Origin of the sequence: Sulfurimonas denitrificans DSM 1251 (genome assembly GCF_000012965.1) — a bacterium.
In the GTDB taxonomy this organism is placed as follows: domain Bacteria; phylum Campylobacterota; class Campylobacteria; order Campylobacterales; family Sulfurimonadaceae; genus Sulfurimonas; species Sulfurimonas denitrificans.
This window is the reverse complement of record NC_007575.1, coordinates 998,108-1,015,516: the sequence shown is the minus strand read 5'-3', so window position 1 is coordinate 1,015,516 and position 17,409 is coordinate 998,108. Positions and strand designations below refer to the sequence as shown.

Annotated in this window: 13 protein-coding genes; 2 read left to right on the top strand and 11 right to left on the bottom strand. The window is 32.1% G+C overall.

Translation table 11 applies throughout. The annotated features are described in order from the left end of the window. Positions 1 to 22: 22 nt before the first annotated feature. The 6 genes from SUDEN_RS11045 to SUDEN_RS05070 form a co-directional block, all read right to left on the bottom strand. A complete protein-coding gene (locus SUDEN_RS11045) occupies positions 23 to 1,009 on the bottom strand; it encodes a response regulator transcription factor (RefSeq protein ID WP_011372599.1) in 987 nt (328 codons plus the stop codon). 10 nt (positions 1,010 to 1,019) lie between these two features. Next, the gene (locus SUDEN_RS11040) at positions 1,020 to 1,973 is read right to left on the bottom strand and encodes a response regulator transcription factor (RefSeq protein ID WP_011372598.1); all 954 of its coding nucleotides are present in this window, start codon (positions 1,971 to 1,973) and stop codon (positions 1,020 to 1,022) included. A gap of 159 nt (positions 1,974 to 2,132) precedes the next feature. Further along, positions 2,133 to 5,147 carry a bacteriohemerythrin gene (locus SUDEN_RS11035; protein WP_011372597.1) on the bottom strand — a complete coding sequence of 1,005 codons (3,015 nt, stop codon included), beginning with the start codon at positions 5,145 to 5,147 and terminating at the stop codon, positions 2,133 to 2,135. Positions 5,148 to 5,268: 121 nt separating this feature from the next. After that, positions 5,269 to 6,939 carry a PAS domain-containing protein gene (locus tag SUDEN_RS05080; RefSeq protein ID WP_011372596.1) on the bottom strand — a complete coding sequence of 557 codons (1,671 nt, stop codon included), beginning with the start codon at positions 6,937 to 6,939 and terminating at the stop codon, positions 5,269 to 5,271. Next, complete coding sequence (locus SUDEN_RS05075; RefSeq protein WP_011372595.1) at positions 6,932 to 9,163, bottom strand: ATP-binding protein; 2,232 nt, start codon at positions 9,161 to 9,163, stop codon at positions 6,932 to 6,934. The genes SUDEN_RS05080 and SUDEN_RS05075 overlap by 8 nt, the downstream gene beginning before the upstream one ends. Positions 9,164 to 9,264: 101 nt before the next feature. Beyond that, the gene (locus SUDEN_RS05070) at positions 9,265 to 10,029 is read right to left on the bottom strand and encodes a response regulator transcription factor (protein ID WP_049752196.1); all 765 of its coding nucleotides are present in this window, start codon (positions 10,027 to 10,029) and stop codon (positions 9,265 to 9,267) included. A gap of 112 nt (positions 10,030 to 10,141) precedes the next feature. Between SUDEN_RS05070 and SUDEN_RS05065 the strand changes: the two genes are divergently transcribed. Continuing rightward, complete coding sequence (locus SUDEN_RS05065) at positions 10,142 to 10,801, top strand: uracil-DNA glycosylase (RefSeq protein ID WP_011372593.1); 660 nt, start codon at positions 10,142 to 10,144, stop codon at positions 10,799 to 10,801. 58 nt (positions 10,802 to 10,859) lie between these two features. On the opposite strand, the gene SUDEN_RS05060 is transcribed toward SUDEN_RS05065, so the two are convergent. Beyond that, entirely contained in the window at positions 10,860 to 12,596 is a 1,737-nt protein-coding gene (locus SUDEN_RS05060) for a Na/Pi cotransporter family protein (protein ID WP_011372592.1), read from the bottom strand. Positions 12,597 to 12,773: 177 nt separating this feature from the next. On the opposite strand from SUDEN_RS05060, the gene SUDEN_RS05055 reads away from it, so the two are divergent. Then, positions 12,774 to 13,973: a hypothetical protein gene (locus tag SUDEN_RS05055; RefSeq protein WP_238374827.1), complete on the top strand. Its 1,200-nt coding sequence runs from the start codon at positions 12,774 to 12,776 to the stop codon at positions 13,971 to 13,973. On the opposite strand, the gene SUDEN_RS05050 is transcribed toward SUDEN_RS05055, so the two are convergent. The 4 genes from SUDEN_RS05050 to SUDEN_RS05035 form a co-directional block, all read right to left on the bottom strand. Next, a complete protein-coding gene (locus SUDEN_RS05050) occupies positions 13,970 to 14,350 on the bottom strand; it encodes a YbgC/FadM family acyl-CoA thioesterase (protein ID WP_011372590.1) in 381 nt (126 codons plus the stop codon). The genes SUDEN_RS05055 and SUDEN_RS05050 overlap by 4 nt on opposite strands. 33 nt (positions 14,351 to 14,383) lie before the next feature. After that, positions 14,384 to 15,559, bottom strand: a complete 1,176-nt coding sequence (locus SUDEN_RS05045; RefSeq protein WP_041672490.1) for a tyrosine-type recombinase/integrase — start codon at positions 15,557 to 15,559, stop codon at positions 14,384 to 14,386. After that, positions 15,559 to 15,921 carry a hypothetical protein gene (locus SUDEN_RS05040; RefSeq protein WP_011372588.1) on the bottom strand — a complete coding sequence of 121 codons (363 nt, stop codon included), beginning with the start codon at positions 15,919 to 15,921 and terminating at the stop codon, positions 15,559 to 15,561. Before SUDEN_RS05040 ends, SUDEN_RS05045 begins: the two co-directional genes overlap by 1 nt. A 72-nt stretch (positions 15,922 to 15,993) precedes the next feature. After that, positions 15,994 to 17,403: a DnaB-like helicase N-terminal domain-containing protein gene (locus SUDEN_RS05035; RefSeq protein ID WP_011372587.1), complete on the bottom strand. Its 1,410-nt coding sequence runs from the start codon at positions 17,401 to 17,403 to the stop codon at positions 15,994 to 15,996. Between the last annotated feature and the right edge of the window lie 6 nt (positions 17,404 to 17,409).

The following is a 17,409-nucleotide window of genomic DNA, read 5'->3' as shown; positions in this document are numbered from 1 at the left end:
TTAATTTTGTTTAGTGATTTGACTAAAATAATTCAAACTCCTCCTCTTGTATGGGGGAGTTTAAAATAGATTTTTTGAACTGCTCAATAGAGCTCTTTAGAGAGTCTTGAAGGTAAAAAACATCTATCGTATCTTTATATACAAACACAGTCTGTATAAATCTTGATATATCATCATAGATAAACTCAACCATCTTAAACTTATTTTTTTGTTCGCTATCTAATGAATCCAAATCTATCTCTTTTAAAAATGTTGACAAATCTAAAATCAGTCCCGCCATCTGTCTCATAAAATCTATCTGAGAGAGTATAGTTTGCATCTTTTTAAGAAGCTCACTTATTTTTAAAAGAAGCCCAGAGGAGAGATTTCCCTCAAATATATAATTTATATATATTTCAAAATCATCATTAATCTCAATGAGTGTGACAATATCCTCTTCAATAACACTCCAAAGAGAACTATTGTTTTGCAAGTCAGTTAAAAATTTTTTACTGCTTAGTTGTTTTGGTGCAAGAATTTTATCTATCGTTTTACTCTCTGCCTCAATAGCTACATGCTGGCTTTTTTGAGATACCACATGTTCCTCATTCTCTTTGTAAAATTTATTTAAAAATACATTTTCACAAACTTTAAGCAGCCTATATAAAAACTCTTCATCCTTAAAAGGTTTATGTATAAACTGGCGGATTCCTATATCTATGAGTTCTACAAAATACTCAACTTCATTGTGTGCAGACAGCACAATAATTGCTTGGTCTTGATTTAAAACTTTGATTTTTTTGCAAAGTTCTACACCATTCATAACAGGCATAGTAATATCGCTAAGCACAATATCAATAGAGCCTTTTTTATAAATCTCCAGTGCTTTAGCTCCATCATAAGCTGTTTTTACATCTAAAAAAAAGAGTTTTGAGAGCTCATAAAGCTCTGCGTTTAATGCTGTATCATCTTCAACTATAAGAAGTGTTAACTCTTTTGCAAACTCTTTTAATTCTTTAAAAATATTCATTCCCCTCTCCTTAAAATAACTCGAACTCTTCTTCAACTAAAAAGTCATTAAAAACACTCTGTTTTAATTGACTAAGAGATGAACGCAAAGAGTCCTCTAAATATGAAGTATCTTGTACTTCCCTTTTTACAAATATCAAATCTACAAATTTTGCAATATCATCATAAATAAACTCCATCATTTCTAGTTTTGATTTTTGCTCATCACTCAATAGCTCAAAGTTGATACTCTCTAAGAAGTTTGCAAGTTCAAATATAACTACAGATATTTTTGTAGTAGCCCCTATTTGTGAGAGAAGAGTGTATATTTTTGAAAGAACAGAGCTAATCCCATTTATCACACTTACCTCAACCCCATAATGAAGCTCATTAACTAAATTTTCTAAATCATCTCTTAGCTCTAAGAGATACTCAATATCTTGTTCCATCTCAGAATTTAGATGTAAAATAGTTCTATTTTGATTTTTATAAATTGCTTTTTTATTCTGTATGCTATTATTTGCAACTGTTGTGGTGTTTAAAAGAGATGAGCAATCCTCTTTATACTCATCCATCTTATTTGAGAGAACCTTGTCTTCACATACTCTAAGAAGTCTATAAAGTAACTCCTGATGATCAAAAGGTTTGTAGATAAGCTGTTTTATTCCTATATCTACAAGTTTAACAAGATACTCAATATCTCTATGCGCAGAGATAACTACTATGTCTTGGTTTGGATTTATCTGCTTTAGATTTCTACTAAGAACTACACCATCCATTTTTGGCATAGTTATATCTGTTATGACAATATCAATGTTGTTGTTTTTGTATATACTGAGTGCTTCTACACCGTTATAGGCAAAAAAGACTCTTTTAAAAAATAGTTCTGTAACTCCAACTAGCTCTTCATTTAGCGCCTTGTCGTCTTCAACTATAATGACACTAAGATTTTTTGCAAAATCTTTTAACTCTTTTACAATACTCATTTTCAATCCTATCTCTTTGGGAAATATTTTTTAAGTATGTAATAGTAGTCTTCTAGTGTCGCCGTTATGTCGCTGTTTTGATTTTTTTGTAAAAACTTGCTGGTTTTTTAAACTTATTGAAAATAAACTCGCATCTTTATATGCTTAACTCTCTTAATTTTAAACTATGATAAGTTTGTTAAAGACTTTTAGAAAATCGTTATGATAGTTTTTTATCTCTTCTATTGAGGCATCTATGTTTTTTAATGTTTGGCTCTTATGTTGCTTTATTATTTCATTGATATTTTCATGTACTTTTTTATGTTGACTCACTACCTCTTTAAATCCATCTTTTTTTCCATAACGCTGCACTCCTTGAGTATATAGCCATGTGCCAAAACGGCACTCTTTATAATCTAGTTTGGGATATTTTACTGTGTCTGTTTTGAGGTACGCCATGACATCTTTAATCCATATTTTATGTTCTGTAATTGCGTAAAGAAGAGGCATGTCATCACGAGGGATTTTTACTATATTTTGCCACTGTGCTGGTGGAGTCCACTGATTTATCCATTTCATAACTTCTTGAGAAGGCATTGGTTTTGCTATAAAATAGCCTTGAGCCTCTTCACAGCCAAGTCTTAGAAGCATATTTCCTTGCTCAATATTCTCAACACCCTCAGAAATAACATCACGACGAAATGCATTGGCTAAACCAATGATACCCTCTAAGATTGCCATATCATCTGTATCTTCAAGCATATCTCTTACAAAAGTTTGATCTATCTTTAGTTGTTTAGCAGGAAGATTTTTAAGATAGGTCAAAGAGGAATATCCTGTACCAAAATCATCTAGTAAAAAAGATATACCTATTTTGTTGCACTCTCTCATAATACGCGAGACATGGTTAATATCCTCAAGTGCGCTACTCTCAAGTATTTCAAATTCAAAATCGCTTGTTTTAACTTCAGGATAATTTTTTAAAAGATTAATTATTTTTGCAGTGAAGTTGGCTTCTTGAATTTGCATCGGACTTATGTTGATGCTAACTACTAAGTTATGCCCCTCTTGTTTCCATTTTTGAATTTGTCCCATAACGGTATTGATGATGAGATTGCCAAGTTCTACGGATAGCTTATGGTTTTCAATAGTAGGCAAAAAATGAGCAGGAGAAAGTAATCCATGCAGAGGATGCTCCCACCTAACAAGCGCTTCTAGACCTAAAATTTTGCCACTGCGCATATTAACCTTTGGTTGATAGTACATAACAAACTCTCTATTTTTTATAGCCACTTCTATAGCTTCAAGACTCTCATGATGACTACGTATATGTTTATCGAGTTGAACATCAAAAATATGAAAACGATTTTTACCAGATAGTTTTGCTTGATACATCGCTTGATCTGCTTGACGAAGAAGCTGATCTGCATCTATGATATCCTCATAGCTATAAAATGAGACACCTGCACTAGCGGATACTTGCATTGTAATCTCTTTTGATTTAACAGGTTTTGCTATAGTGCTCAAAATCCGATTAAGCATTGGGAAACAATCTTCTTTATTTTTTATATCATATAAAACGATTACAAATTCATCCCCGCCTAAACGGGCAATAGTATCTACATCTCTTAAAATTTGTTTGATTCTGCTTGATAAAACTTTTAGTAAAATGTCCCCATGATTATGACCATAAGTGTCATTAACCTCTTTAAACCCATCCAAATCAAGATAGATAACAGCTGAAAAAAGCTTGTCTCTTTGAGTTTGAAGCATTGCTTGTTTTAGTCTATCTGAGAGCAGTGTTCTATTTGGAAGGCTAGTTAGCGTATCATAGTGAGCTATGTGTTCTAAATGCTTTTGTTGCTCTTTTAGTAGTGTGATATCTTCACCAGAACTCAAAGTACCGATAATGTTCTTATCATCATCTAAAAGATAAGCGTTATGCCATGCAATAAGATACTTTTTCTTTGATTTGCTAACTATCTTGTTTTCAAAATATTCACTGCCCTCTAATCCGCCAGAGACTATTTTAAGAAATAGTGGATAGATTATTTTCATCCCCTCAGGTTGCTCTAAACAAAAATCAAACCAAAGTTTACCTATGAGTTCTTCTTCACTATAGCCTAAGATTTCGCACCCTTTGCGGTTTATAAGGTTAATGTGACCCTCTTTATCTAAGGAGACAATAATTGCTTCAACAGTATTTAAGTAGTGTTTAAAAAGGTCTCTCTCTTGGAGAAGATTTTTCTCAAGCTCTTTTCTAGAGGTAATATTTCTTGAAAAACCAACAGTACCGATAACCTTTCCATCTACTTTTACAGGTGATTTATATGTCTCCGACCAGATTACTCCATCTTTTGTGACTATAGGCTCTTCTACTGTTTTTGACTCTCCAGAGGCCAATACATTAGCATCATCTTTGCGGTAAGATTTTGCCAACTCTTTGGGCCAAATATCATAATCTGTTTTTCCCACAACCTCTTCAGGCAAATCAAAACCACAAGCTTTTGCCATAGGTTGATTTAGTGCTAAAAAACGGCTCTTCTCATCTTTTAGCCATACTAAAAATGGAAAATTATCTATTAGTGCGCGCTGGTAATGCTCTTGATAAATAAGCTTTTCTTTTAAATTTTCACGCATTTTAAGCTCACGCATCAAATCTAGCGTATTTGAAGAGAGAGTGCTGTATATGGAGAGTATGATATCGATTAACAAACGAGTTGAACCGCTCATGCGCTCATTTGCATATTTTTTTGCAGACGCTATATCAAGACCATCTTCTATGGCAAATACAATATATGCCATGTGACGATCTGTCTCTAAAATATGTGAAGCCAACCAACTAGCCAAAAACCCTAAAGCCTCTTGAGCCAACTCACTAAGCGACTCTCTGTTTTGCTCATTTTTTAGTCTTAAAACAGTATCTACAAATGTTTTATGAACAACTTTATGAGACGCATCTAGTTCATCATTTGGCAGATATTTATGCCAAATCGCCTCTTCTGTTTCAAAGTGATAAGAGGTATAGTCTATAAGTTCATCAAAGATATCATTTAAATCATCGTCTGTATCGCTATAAGCTATATGAGTAGCTAGACGATTTAGTATAATAACGAGTTTTTTATGTTGCTCATCAATAATTTTTATCTCTGTGTTAAAATGATTACTCCAAGGGAAGATATCAATAGTTTTCATATAAGAACTCTTTTAAATGTTAAATGATTTACAGGGCGCTAGCATATTTAAAAAACTATAAATAGATGCTTATGGTTATTCCAATATCTTGAAGAGTTTTAAGTTTTAACCAGTAGATTGTTTAAAAAAATGTAAATCTTATGACAAACTCTGCACCACCATCATCACTATTTTTAGCTATTATAGTTCCTTGACATCGTTGCTCAACTATAGTTTTTACCATATACAGCCCAAGTCCTGTTCCATTTTTTTCATTTTTTGTAGTAAAGTAGGACTCAAAGATTTTATCTATTATCTCCTCTTTTATCCCATCTCCATTATCCATTATACTTACAGTAATTCCACTCTCATCTTCATAAGAACGTATTGTTATAGTTGGATTTTCAATCTCTGCATAGAGTAGTGCGTCATTAGCATTTTTTAGTATATTTAAGAAAACTTGTATCATCTCATTTTTATATATATTTATAGCTTTTGTATCTTCTAACATCTTAATAATTTTTATATTTGAGTTTTTAAGGTTTGCCTCTATAATAGATAAAGCAGAATCTATAGCATCTTTGATAAATGTATGCTCCTTTGATTTATTGGGAGCGAAAAAACTTCTAAAATCATCTATTGTTTGCGATAGATGCACGACCTGTTTTTTTATTACAGATAAACCCTCCTCAGTATCCTCTTTGGTTTCATCTCCTAGCATCATACCCATAAGAATATTATCAGCTACAATGGAGATAGTCGATATAGGTTGTCTCCATTGATGCGCTATCATGCTTATCATCTCACCCATAGCAGCTTGACGCACATGTTTTAGAAGCATATTTTCTTGTTCTTTACTTTTTTGTATCTCTTGCATTAAACGCTCTTCTAATTGAGCATTTGTATTTTCTAGCTTCATCTGTGAGTTTATTATTGTCTCTAGTTTTGATTCTAACTCTTTGTTACCGCTTAGTAGTTGCTCTTCTAACTCTTTTCTTTTTGTTATATCTGAATGAAATCCAGTAACCCTTATAGGTTTTGCATCTGCATCAAATGATGCTTTTCCTCTGTCAAGTATCCAGACATAATTACCATTTTTTGCACGAATTCTATGCTCAGATATATAGTAATCATTTTTTTTCTCAAGATGTATTTTTAGAGTTTGCATCACGTCTTGTATATCATCAGGATGAACTCTGCTTGACCACTCTTCTAAAGTATTTGTTATCTCTTCTTCACTATACCCAAGCATCTGCTTCCATTTTGGCGAGTAGTAAACTTCATTTGTAATAGGGTTCCAGTCCCAAAAACCATCTTGTGTTGCATCTATGGCTATATCATTCATAACCTCACTAAAACTACAGTTTGTTTGATAGTTTCTAACTCCTGTTGTCACAAGCACAAGCAGTTCATCATGTCTAAATGGTTTATGAAGATAGTAAACATTTTTCTCTATTCTTCCAAGTATCTCATCAACTGAAAAATCTGCAAATGCAGTTACTATAATTATGTTCATATTTTCATCAATTTCTCTAGCTCTTTTTGCAACTTCTAATCCATGCATCTGAGGCAGACGCATATCTATGATGGAAACTGCAACCTTGTCTTCATTTTCATAACACTCTTGAAGAGCCATAAGATACTCTTTTGGAGTCTCAAAAGTATATAAATCAAACTCATCTTTTATCTCTTCTTTTGATTCAAGAGAATCAAAAAAATTCTTAGCCTTGCTCTCTTTTTGCTTTAATATATTTTTATAAAAATCTAATATATGTATCTCATCATCAATAGCAAATATTTTAAAACTACTCATTTATCGGTATCTCCATCATTAAAGTTGCTCCATTTTCACTTTCATTATTTGTTATATTTATCGTTCCGCCTATACTGTTTAAAAAATTATTTAGCGTATGTAGCCCAAAACCGCTACCCCCTTTTTTAGTCGTATATCCAAAGCCAAATATCTTATCTATATCATCTCTTGCAACTCCACAGCCATTATCTTGAACTATCAAAAGCACCATATTTTTCTCTCTTTTTATAGTTATATCTATAATGCCATTGCCACTGTTTTTAGATAATGATATAGACTCTATAGCATTTTTAATAACATTTGCTACTCCGCTTTGAAGCCTATATTTCATTATTTGCACTACCACTTCATCATTTTCGTGAACTTTTATAGATATGTTAAATCTAAAAAACTCCAAAGAGTAATCCTCTATAAGTTCGCTAAGCATTTTATTTAGTGAAAAACTATATACGTAATTCTCACTCCCATCTCTGTTTGCAAGTCTGTCTTGCTGATCTTTTATCATCTCTGAAGCATGGTTTTTAACTCTCTCTATGCCATCAACTACATCAAGTATCTCAGATGTTATATCATCACTAAGAGCTTCTTTAAAAGCCTCCAAAAAAACCTCCATAGAAACTTTCTCCTCACCCTTTGCATGAGAATTTTGCACCATCTCTATGACTTTGTTAAATCCAAGCTCACTCTTTTGCAGAGATGATGCACTGCTCTTTAGTACAAAAAGCTTTGAATCAAGAATTGCCAAAGAGTTTCCAACATTATGCAAATATCCTCCAGCACTCTCTAAAAGCCCCTCTCTATAAGCTGAGAGAGCCTCTTTTTCTTTCATTTTCTCACGCATCTGAGACTCTATGTAAGCATTTGTTCTATCATCCAACTCATTGCTAAGCGTATTGAAGTTTTGCACTAGTTTATAAATTTCTTCTATATTACCTGTCTCTCTTAGCTGAGTATTTGGCTTAGTGCCAAGATTGCTTGTTAGAGTTGAGAGCTCATTTATTGGCTTTGCTATATATTCTGAAATAGCGTTAGATTTTCTCATAAGATATATAAAAAAAATGAGATAAAAAAATATCATAAGTGCAATAACTACATAACCTATAATCTGTGCTTGAGATTTAAACTCCATAATGGGTCTATATATGATAAATTCATCTACAACTACCATCAAACGCCAATTTGTCTGAGGTATAATTTTTTGAGAGATGATGTAGTTAGCACCTTTTATAGTAAATTTATCTATGGGAGTTGCTTTTTTAAAAAAACTCTCCATTTCTTTAGAGTTCTTAAGCAGATTGAACTCTTTTGGTTTTTCTATGGTTGTAGATATAGTGCTTGTGTATGTATGCCCCTTTAGCTCTTTTATGGAAAACAGCTCCTCAATACGCTTTGGCATAGCTATGATTGTTCCATCCTTATCTATCAAAAACGCACTACCACTCCATGGTATATCAAGTGAGAGAACATTTTTTATAAGTGAATCTATCGTAACATCGAGCCCACTGACTCCCTCTAAAAAATTACCATTGTATATTGGTGCAATAATTGATATCATCCACCCTTGCCCTGCTGGATCAAGATATGCACTTGTCCAAACATCTTTTCTTTTTGGATTGTAGTTTGCATCTGCTAGATAATAAAAGTTATAACTTGTAGCATCAAGCTCTGCGCCATATTGAGTAGCAGCATCACTCATAAATGGATAGAGTCTGTTTATCTTATCATAGGTATTTATATATGCTTGTGTAATAATTGGGTTTGTATCTACTATAGATTTCATTAATGGGTCTATAAATTCACTGCACTCTATCTTTTTTAGATTTTTTGGTGTTGCATCAAAATCTTTAGGCGCATATATGGATGAACCGCCATTATCTACTAGTTTATATAATGCGCCATTTTTATGTCTGCCAAACTCTGCTTTAACTTTTTGGGAACTACACTCATTTAAAGTAAAAAATCTTTCATGGTCTCGCTTTAATATAGCCATATCTCTTTTAACTTCACTAAAGAGCATATCTATATGTCCAGCCTCTCTGCTGGCTATTTCGTTAAGCGCTAACTTTGCTTCATCAAGAAGTATATCTTGCGATTTTTGAGATATAAAAAAAGTTACTCCAAAGTATAAAAGAAGAAGCACAAGCTCTATAGCAAATACAGGAACAAGTGCACTAGATAGGTAGCTTTTGTAGATAAGTGACTTTAGAGATATGTTTTTTTGCATATACGCTCATCGGCATTATTTTTCACTTTGTTTTTAAAAAGTAAAAAGAAGTATAGCTAGCCAATGTCGCCGTTATGTCGCTGTTTTTATTTTTTTGAAAGTTATTGTTTAATGCGATATCCAATAGCGTGAATATTTTCTATAAGGTCATTTGAGAGTTTTTTTCTGAGTTTATAGACAATTTTACGAACGTTTTCAAGTTCTACATCAACGCCATTAAAATAGAGATAGTTTATGATTTCAATATTTGAAACGGTGCTGTTTATTTTTGATAGCAGAAACTCTAAGATAAGTCTCTCATAGTTTGATAGTTTTACAGCTATCTCATCTATATAGAGTTCTCTCTCGCTTGTGTAGTAATAAACATTACTTCGCAAAGTTATCTTGTTTGACAAATCTTTTTTGCCATAAATAGCTCTACATGTTATAAGAAGTTCGTGAAATAGAGTCTCAAGAGAAATAGGCTTTGTCAAAAAACGTCTTATATCAAGGTTTATAAGTTCTAGTAGATACTCAGAGTCTTGATAAGCTGAAAATATGAAAATAATCTGTTCATCATCTATCTCTCTTATCTTTTTTGTCATCTCAACACCATTCATATTTGGCATAGCTATATCACTTAAGATAATCTCATATTTTTCACCATTTGCGACTTTTTTCTTATATAGTTCCAAACCCTCTGCTCCATCAGAAGCGATACCAACTTCTTTAAAGAGTGGAGTAAAAATTTTAAACAAACTCTGTTGCAGAACTATATAATCCTCTGCGATTAGAATATTTATCTCTTTTGTATATTTTCTTAGTTCAATAACCTGCTCTTTAAACTCGTAAAGATCTATCTCAGGCGAGTAGATATTTTCATCCAAAATGTTTTCCAAAATATAAATTTTCGTAATTTTATCTTATAAAAGTATAAAGTAGATTTTAACATCACTTTAAATATACTCACACAATAAAAATTGGCAAAAAAGGGCGTTGTTGAAATCTTTTCAAAATTTACTTCTTCTAGAAAATCTCTATCGCTTAAGAGCGCTTGGATTTGAATATATAGACCAATTCTCTATAAATCAAAAAACTCAAAACTCAAAACCGCTTACCATAAATGAACTCTCTAAGGAAGTTTCTACATGTTACTTATGTGATTTAAGTAAGTCAAGAACACAAAGTATGAGTGGTTATGGAAATTCAAACGCAGATGTAATGATAATTGATTATTCAGTCTCTCTTGGTGAGGATAACACAAACTCTTATTACTGCGGAAGGAGCGGCGATATTTTAAAAAATATGATAGAGAATGTTTTAGAGTTAAAAATAGAAGATGTTTACTTTACACATGCAATAAAGTGCAAACCCCTAAACTCAAAAACACCATCTGAATCTGAATGGGATTCATGCAAAAACTACCTTTTCTCTCAAATAGAGTTTGTAAAACCTAAAGTCGTTGTAACTTTAGGTAAAGATGCCTATGCTAAAGTAACCTCAGAAAATGACAATTTTCAAAATGTAAGAGGTCATGTTATAGATTTTAAAAGCTATAAACTTGTACCTATTTATCACCCAAATTATCTCCTAAGAAATCCAGATGATAAAAAAATTGCATTTAATGATTTAAAAACAATAAAGAGTCTGCTAAAGTAAAGTAGTAAACTTAAAAACCAGCTCTTTGTTTCAAAGGCAAGTTCTAATTTTACTCTCTCTATGCTATAAGATTTTTATCTATAAAGAGCGTAGAAGCGACTTCCACTAGTTTCTTTTTAGTAGAGTAAATCGTAGCGCTATCATTTATAAGAGAAGTTGCCATTGTCGCTTTAATTTTATCTTCTCGAATAAGATTGTCGATTTTTTCTGTACTAATCAAATCACCTTTTTGTATGGATGATTTTAACATCTCTAGCTGTACAAATCTCTCTAAAGTATCTTCAGTTGAGCTTATGATGTTTATGTCTATCAAAATAGATGCAAGCTCTTTTCTTAACATGTTATACTCATTTTTTATATATTCGTTACGACTCTTTAGATAAAAGTTAAGGTTTTTTTGGATATCTCTTGTATCTTTTAAAACCTCTACTATAATCTTTGCACTGCGTTTTAAATCTCCTGCTTCAACATGCTGAGAACTTGTCATGTACTCTTGTGCAAAAGAGGAGTATTTTATAATCTCACTATATAGTATCTTTAGATTTGATTGATATATCTCATCAATGTCAGCATTTATATTTGTAACCTCTTGTGAGATTTGAACTTCCAAATCCTCTTTTGTTTTGAGGTTGCTTGTGTGTAGATTTATCGCATGGAACATCGCTCTTTGGCAGTTTTCATATAGATTAATTATCTCTTTTTTAATAGATACTATAGCTGCATCTGGAAGAGTTATGTTTGCATCTAAGAGAAATTTTGGTTTTGAGTGAGCTTTTACTTTTTTCTTTATAAGTCTCTCTGAGAGTTTTACTATTTTGTTAACAAAAGGTGAGAGAACTAAGAGTCCAATGATACTAAATAGTGTATGAAAAAGGGCTATTTTCATTCCATAATTTTCGCTATCTATCCCTAAATATGGAGCTATTAACTCTATAAAGCCACTAATATAATGAAGAAAGAGAGTAACAATTACAGCTGTGACAAGGTTAAATACAAAGTACGCAAAAGCAACTCTTTTTCCATTTTCATTAGATGCCAAAGATGCTAAAATCGCCGTAAGTGTTGTTCCTAAGTTTGCACCGATAGTTAAAGAGAGCGCATTTACATATATGATGCTTCCTGCATTTAATGCAGTAATTACGATAGCTAATGTTGCAGCGCTTGATTGGATAACAACAGTTACAATAATACCTATAAAAATATAGACTAAAATCCCAAGTACTCCATCCATTGAGTATGAAGCTAGGTCTATAGAATCTTTTAATGTATCAAAACCATCTTTCATGTAAGCGATACCTAAAAAGATAAAGCCCAAACCTAAAAGAACGTTTCCCAAGCCTTTATATGCGTTACTTGCAGCAAACCTTAAAATAACCCCAAAAACGATTAGGGGCATAGCATATACCGAGATTTTTACATCTACTCCAAGGCTTGAGATTATCCATGCAGTTGTAGTACTTCCTAAATTTGCTCCAAAGATGATACCAACACCTTGAACTAAAGAGAGTAATTCAACAGATAAAAAAGAGATGACAATCAAAGAGATGATAGTTGAACTCTGAACTAGAGACGTAGATATTACTCCAGTTAAAATAGAGTAGAAAAGATTGCTTGTAAATTTTTGAAGTAACTTATCTAAAACACCGCCTGATAATAATCTAAAGCCATCTTGCATAAAGAACATGCCAATTATAAAAATAGCAATACCGCTTAGAAGAACTGCAAAATTTTGTGAAGTAATTACAAAATATGCAAAAAAAAGAAAGCTCAAAGGAATTAGTAATTTCTTAGACATGTAAATCCTATAAATATTTTTAAAAAACGCAGCATTCTACCAAAATTAAGAGCATAAAGAGGCAATTAAAACAAGATAAAAAATTTATACAATCTATGCACAATCTCAACTATACAATTCTAAGTTCAAGGTGGCTATAATAATCCTCAATAAAAAATGAACCAAAAAGAGCCATATATGATAAAACTACTTTTTTTAACACTACTATTACTCCCGATTGCTCTTTTTTCAAAGGGTACACAACTCTCAGATATTCCTCTACCTGAGACTGCTGTGCTAAATTTAGACCCTTACCCATGTGATGAAGCTTGTGTGCAAAAGTATCTAAAAGATGGTTTTATTTTTTCCTATCTCTCATATCAAGATGTTGAAACACAAAATACATTTTTATCAAAAGAGAAAGTTTACTATGCTCCTGTAATAAAAAATGAGTCAACTCAAGAGAAGAAAAAAATCCGTATTGCCCTTCTTATGCCATATAAAACCATTGGCAGATACGCAGCTTCAACAACAAACGCTTCATTTGCTTACCTCATATCTAGAGAGGCCCCATTTGAGCTAAAAAGTTACAAGATAGAAGATGAGAATTATGAAGAGATAAAAAAAGCACTAGATAAAATTAAAAGCGATGGATTTGAGTATGTGATTGCACCAATGACACAAGCTGGAGAAAAAATAATCTCAAGTATTAATCCAAAGATAAATATCTACTTTCCAACAATCAATAAAAAGGATACTCAAAACTCCTCTGAGTATCTATATTATGGTGGAATAGATTATAGAGCGCAGATAGATATACTTTTAAAATTATCATCTTCTTTATTGGTAATATTTTATGACAACTCTGAAGTAGCACAACAACTCTCACTCTATGAAGAGTTCTCATTTAAACAAAGCGGTGGAAGTAGCGTAGTTAAATTTGAGATTCCACAACAAATTACAAACTTAGAAAAGCAGATAAAAAATAACCATAAAATTTCTGGCGGTTCTTTCTTTTTAAACACACCTATTGTTAAGAGTGGAATGATAATGTCGCAACTTACTCTTTATGATACAAATATTGCAAACATACTCTCAACACAAGCAAACTACAACCCTCTTCTTCTTTCTATGACACAATATCAAGACAGAAAAGAGATGATAATAGCAAACTCAATAACAATAAATAATGACCTCTTAATTGAGACAAACTCAATTTTGCAAAACGATATAGTTTATGATTGGATAAATTACACAACAACAGTTGGAATTGATTACTTCTCACATGTACTAAATGGTGAAAAACGCCATTATGATATAGCAGTAAATTCAAATCAGATGATATATCCTATAAAACTTATTCAACCATCAGTATCAAGATTTATACCCTATAATTAACCCTCAAAGAGCGATTTTATAAGGTTGCGCACATCTGAGGTAATTTTTTGAGGCTTTGCATCAAAAGTTATATATACAAGTATAATATCAAGCTCAAAGATTTTTTTATTATCTCTAAAAATAGTCTGGCTAAGCCTAAATGATGCCCCTCTCATCTCTAAAAGTTCACTCCTTATATCAAGCTCATCACCTAATTTTGCAGAAGCTATATAATCCGCCTCAACCCTCTTCGCTATAAAATGTCCATGCTCTAAAACAGGAGTAAGCCCACGAATAAAAAAAACCTCACTTCTAGCACGTTCACAAAAATTTAGATAATTTGAGTGATAAACCACTCCGCCTGCATCTGTATCTTCGTAATAAACTCGTATCTTCACCTCATAAACCCCTATATTAAGGCACTTTGACAGCTAAGAGTTAGCCAATGTGTCAAAAATTGTGCCAAATTTTTCTAATTTCTGAAACCTTGTTGCTTCATCTTCTTGGATAAATTTTGTGTATGTTGAAAGTGTAATTGAGACATCTTTATGACCTAAAGTTTTTGATACCCAAACTATATCAACACCTTGACTTATCATCTGTGAAGCAAATGTATGTCTAAGATTATACAGAACTCTCTCTTTGATTTTGTTTCGAGTTAGCAATCTTTTAAATGAAGCAGCAAGGGTATCGTGAGAAAAATATCTTTTGCCACTTCTAGTATAAAATAGATACTCTTTATCTCCAGTGAGCTTTTGTTGACTTAGTAACACTTCTAAAGTTTGAGGTAAGATATCCACATATCGCATAGATGACATTGTTTTTGGTGTGCCATCTTTTCCTGCAACTCTTGTTTGCATTATTTTGATTTGCTTTTTATCAAAGAGTATATCTTGCCATCTAAGAGCAACTGCTTCTCCTGGTCGCATCCCTGTAAAAAGCATTAGTTTATAGAAGTTTTTATTGTGTTCAAAAAGTTGTGTATCTTCTAAAATAAGTTTAATCTCTGCATTATTAAATGGCATCACATCCTCTTCTTCATCAAATAAAGTCTTTTGCTTTGATTTTTGTTTTGGAGCTTTTACTAACTGCATTGGATTTTTAACGATTATCTCATTGATAAAGGCATCTTGTAAGATATTATAAAAGATTGAACGATACTTTTGAGCACTTGATGGTGTGAGTGTAGTAAGCAATCTATTTTGCCAATCTTGTATATCCATAGGCTTTATGGCACTTATTTTTGTTTTTCCAAAATATGGAACAACATAGTTTTTAAAAGCTGCCATTTTTCGCTCATATACATGAGGTTTGATGTTTGGCTTATTAGAATTGATACTTTTTATTCCAAACTCTTCTACAGTCATATCTTTTGGATCATCAAACTCCTCTTCTAAGGCTATATTTGCACCTGTAAGTCCTAGCATCAGTTCTGGGATAATCTCTTTTTTGATGATTAGCAGATTATCACTATTTGCTTTTAATGAAGTACTTCTTCGTTGTCGCTTGTTATCAATGAAAAAATCCAAATTCCAGTGACCGCTTCGCTCAATAATCCTAAATCTAACATCTTGATAGATATATTTAACTGATTTTTGTTTTTTCATCATCCTGCCCTCTTCATTTTTTCAAACATCTTTTTTGCATTTGGATTTGATAAGATCACTGGTTTTTCTTCAATCTCAACCTTGAGAGGCTTTTTTATCTCTACTTGTCTTTTGATACCTGATTTTTTAAATGCAATAATTGCTTCAGGGATAAAGCGAAGTTTATTTTTGCCAACCTTTTCATAATGTAGCCCCTCTTCTAAAACTCCGTTTTTGATATAGTGGTTGAGTGTAGGCTCTGTAATATCCAAAAATGTCAAAACATTTCGTTTAAGTTGTAGATTTGGCATAAACATTTGCAAAGTATCTTGTATATCTTCAAATTTTGCTAGTAATAAATCTAATTTTTGTCCATCATACATAATCTTCCTCCTATTACTACAATACATTCATATTTTTCGAGTTATCGTAAGCTATCTTATAAATCGTATTCATTACAAACCCCTATTTATAGGGTTATCTTGGCTATCTTGGTTATCTATTAACTCAAAGACTAATTTATTGTTTTGTCTTGGGATTCTTGTAGCTTTCCAATATTTATCTTTTCCATTTTGGATGATTTTATTGGCTTTATCTTTGTTGTAGCCTGCATCAGTTAAAGTGCTTAAAATATCACTGTACTTTGGTTTTTCTTTACTTGAAGCGATAAATCTAATGATCTCCTCTTTCATTTCAAGGTCCTCATTTGTCTCCATCGCATAATCAACATCAACTTTTGTAAGGGTATTATCTTGGTTGTATTTAAAAGCTATGTAGTCTGATGTGTTGTTTCTATCTTTAATGGGAATGAGGATATAGGTCTGTTTATCTTCATTTTTTCTAAGCTCGAATGCCAAAGCAACATCTTCAGCAAATGCACTACTTCCTGCAAACTCTGAGTTAAACTCTTTTTGAAGTTTGTTTTGATGATGTAGAAAAATGATTGTAGCACCGTTTTTTCTCAGGATTTTTAGAATATTCATAAGCTCTGTTACATCTTTGTGGTTGTTTCTATCCCCTGTTATAAAGTTTTTGATAGAGTCAAATACGATTAAACAATCTGTCAAATCAATCTTTTTTAGCTCATTGATTACTTGCATAAAGCTGCTTCTTGATAGTTCAACTAAGTAGTTGAGTCTATTTCCAAATTTCTCTTTTAGATGGTGGATATTTCTTGTTTTTATAGTAAGTTCTGAGTTATCTCCATCAAGATAAAAAACTCTTTTGACTTTATCTTCACTAAGAAGCATATTACAAAGTGCAACAGAAACCAATGACTTACCAGTTCCTGGACGAGCCACAATCATTATGATGTCGTTTTTTACTAAAAAATTGTCGTAGAGATACTCAACTTTTTTGTTTTTGATTTTTTCAACATCCAAATCTAAAGAGCTTATATAAGCTTCAAATTTATCGGTAAAGGGTTTTAAATTTCTTATATCTCCAAGTGATTCCATTTTATCTTGCAACACTTGCAAGTCATTGATTTTTTTAAAATCTCCCTCCTTTACTTTTGCAGCTACCACTGTTATTTGTCTCTCTAGACTATAAAATTTTAGTTGTTTGAGATAATCAGTTAAAGAAGCTAGTGGATTTGCAGCTATAACATCAAGAGAGTAGCTCTCTTGGATTTTTGCTTTATTTCTAAGATAAACTGTTATCTCATCTATTGGTCTATCATTGTTATATTGATCGATTATGGTATTAAAAATAAGCCCATGTTGTTCAAAATAAAAATCATTTGCTTCAATTATAGAGATAGCTTCATTGATTTTATCCACTTCTGGATAGGTTATAAGTGTGCTTAATATGGCTCTTTCGATACCAATTAAGCAGTCAAAACTGTAATTTGTGTTAGACTTCATCGTTTG

Excerpts from the sequence above, each read along its gene's own strand:
- SUDEN_RS11045 (WP_011372599.1), bottom strand. The coding sequence starts at position 1,009 with ATGAATATTTTTAAAGAATTAAAAGAGTTTGCAAAAGAGTTAACACTT.
- SUDEN_RS11040 (WP_011372598.1), bottom strand. The coding sequence starts at position 1,973 with ATGAGTATTGTAAAAGAGTTAAAAGATTTTGCAAAAAATCTTAGTGTC.
- SUDEN_RS11035 (WP_011372597.1), bottom strand. The coding sequence starts at position 5,147 with ATGAAAACTATTGATATCTTCCCTTGGAGTAATCATTTTAACACAGAG.
- SUDEN_RS05080 (WP_011372596.1), bottom strand. The coding sequence starts at position 6,939 with ATGAGTAGTTTTAAAATATTTGCTATTGATGATGAGATACATATATTA.
- SUDEN_RS05075 (WP_011372595.1), bottom strand. The coding sequence starts at position 9,163 with ATGCAAAAAAACATATCTCTAAAGTCACTTATCTACAAAAGCTACCTA.
- SUDEN_RS05060 (WP_011372592.1), bottom strand. The coding sequence starts at position 12,596 with ATGTCTAAGAAATTACTAATTCCTTTGAGCTTTCTTTTTTTTGCATAT.
- SUDEN_RS05055 (WP_238374827.1), top strand. The coding sequence starts at position 12,774 with ATGATAAAACTACTTTTTTTAACACTACTATTACTCCCGATTGCTCTT.
- SUDEN_RS05045 (WP_041672490.1), bottom strand. The coding sequence starts at position 15,559 with ATGAAAAAACAAAAATCAGTTAAATATATCTATCAAGATGTTAGATTT.
- SUDEN_RS05040 (WP_011372588.1), bottom strand. The coding sequence starts at position 15,921 with ATGTATGATGGACAAAAATTAGATTTATTACTAGCAAAATTTGAAGAT.
- SUDEN_RS05035 (WP_011372587.1), bottom strand. The coding sequence starts at position 17,403 with ATGAAGTCTAACACAAATTACAGTTTTGACTGCTTAATTGGTATCGAA.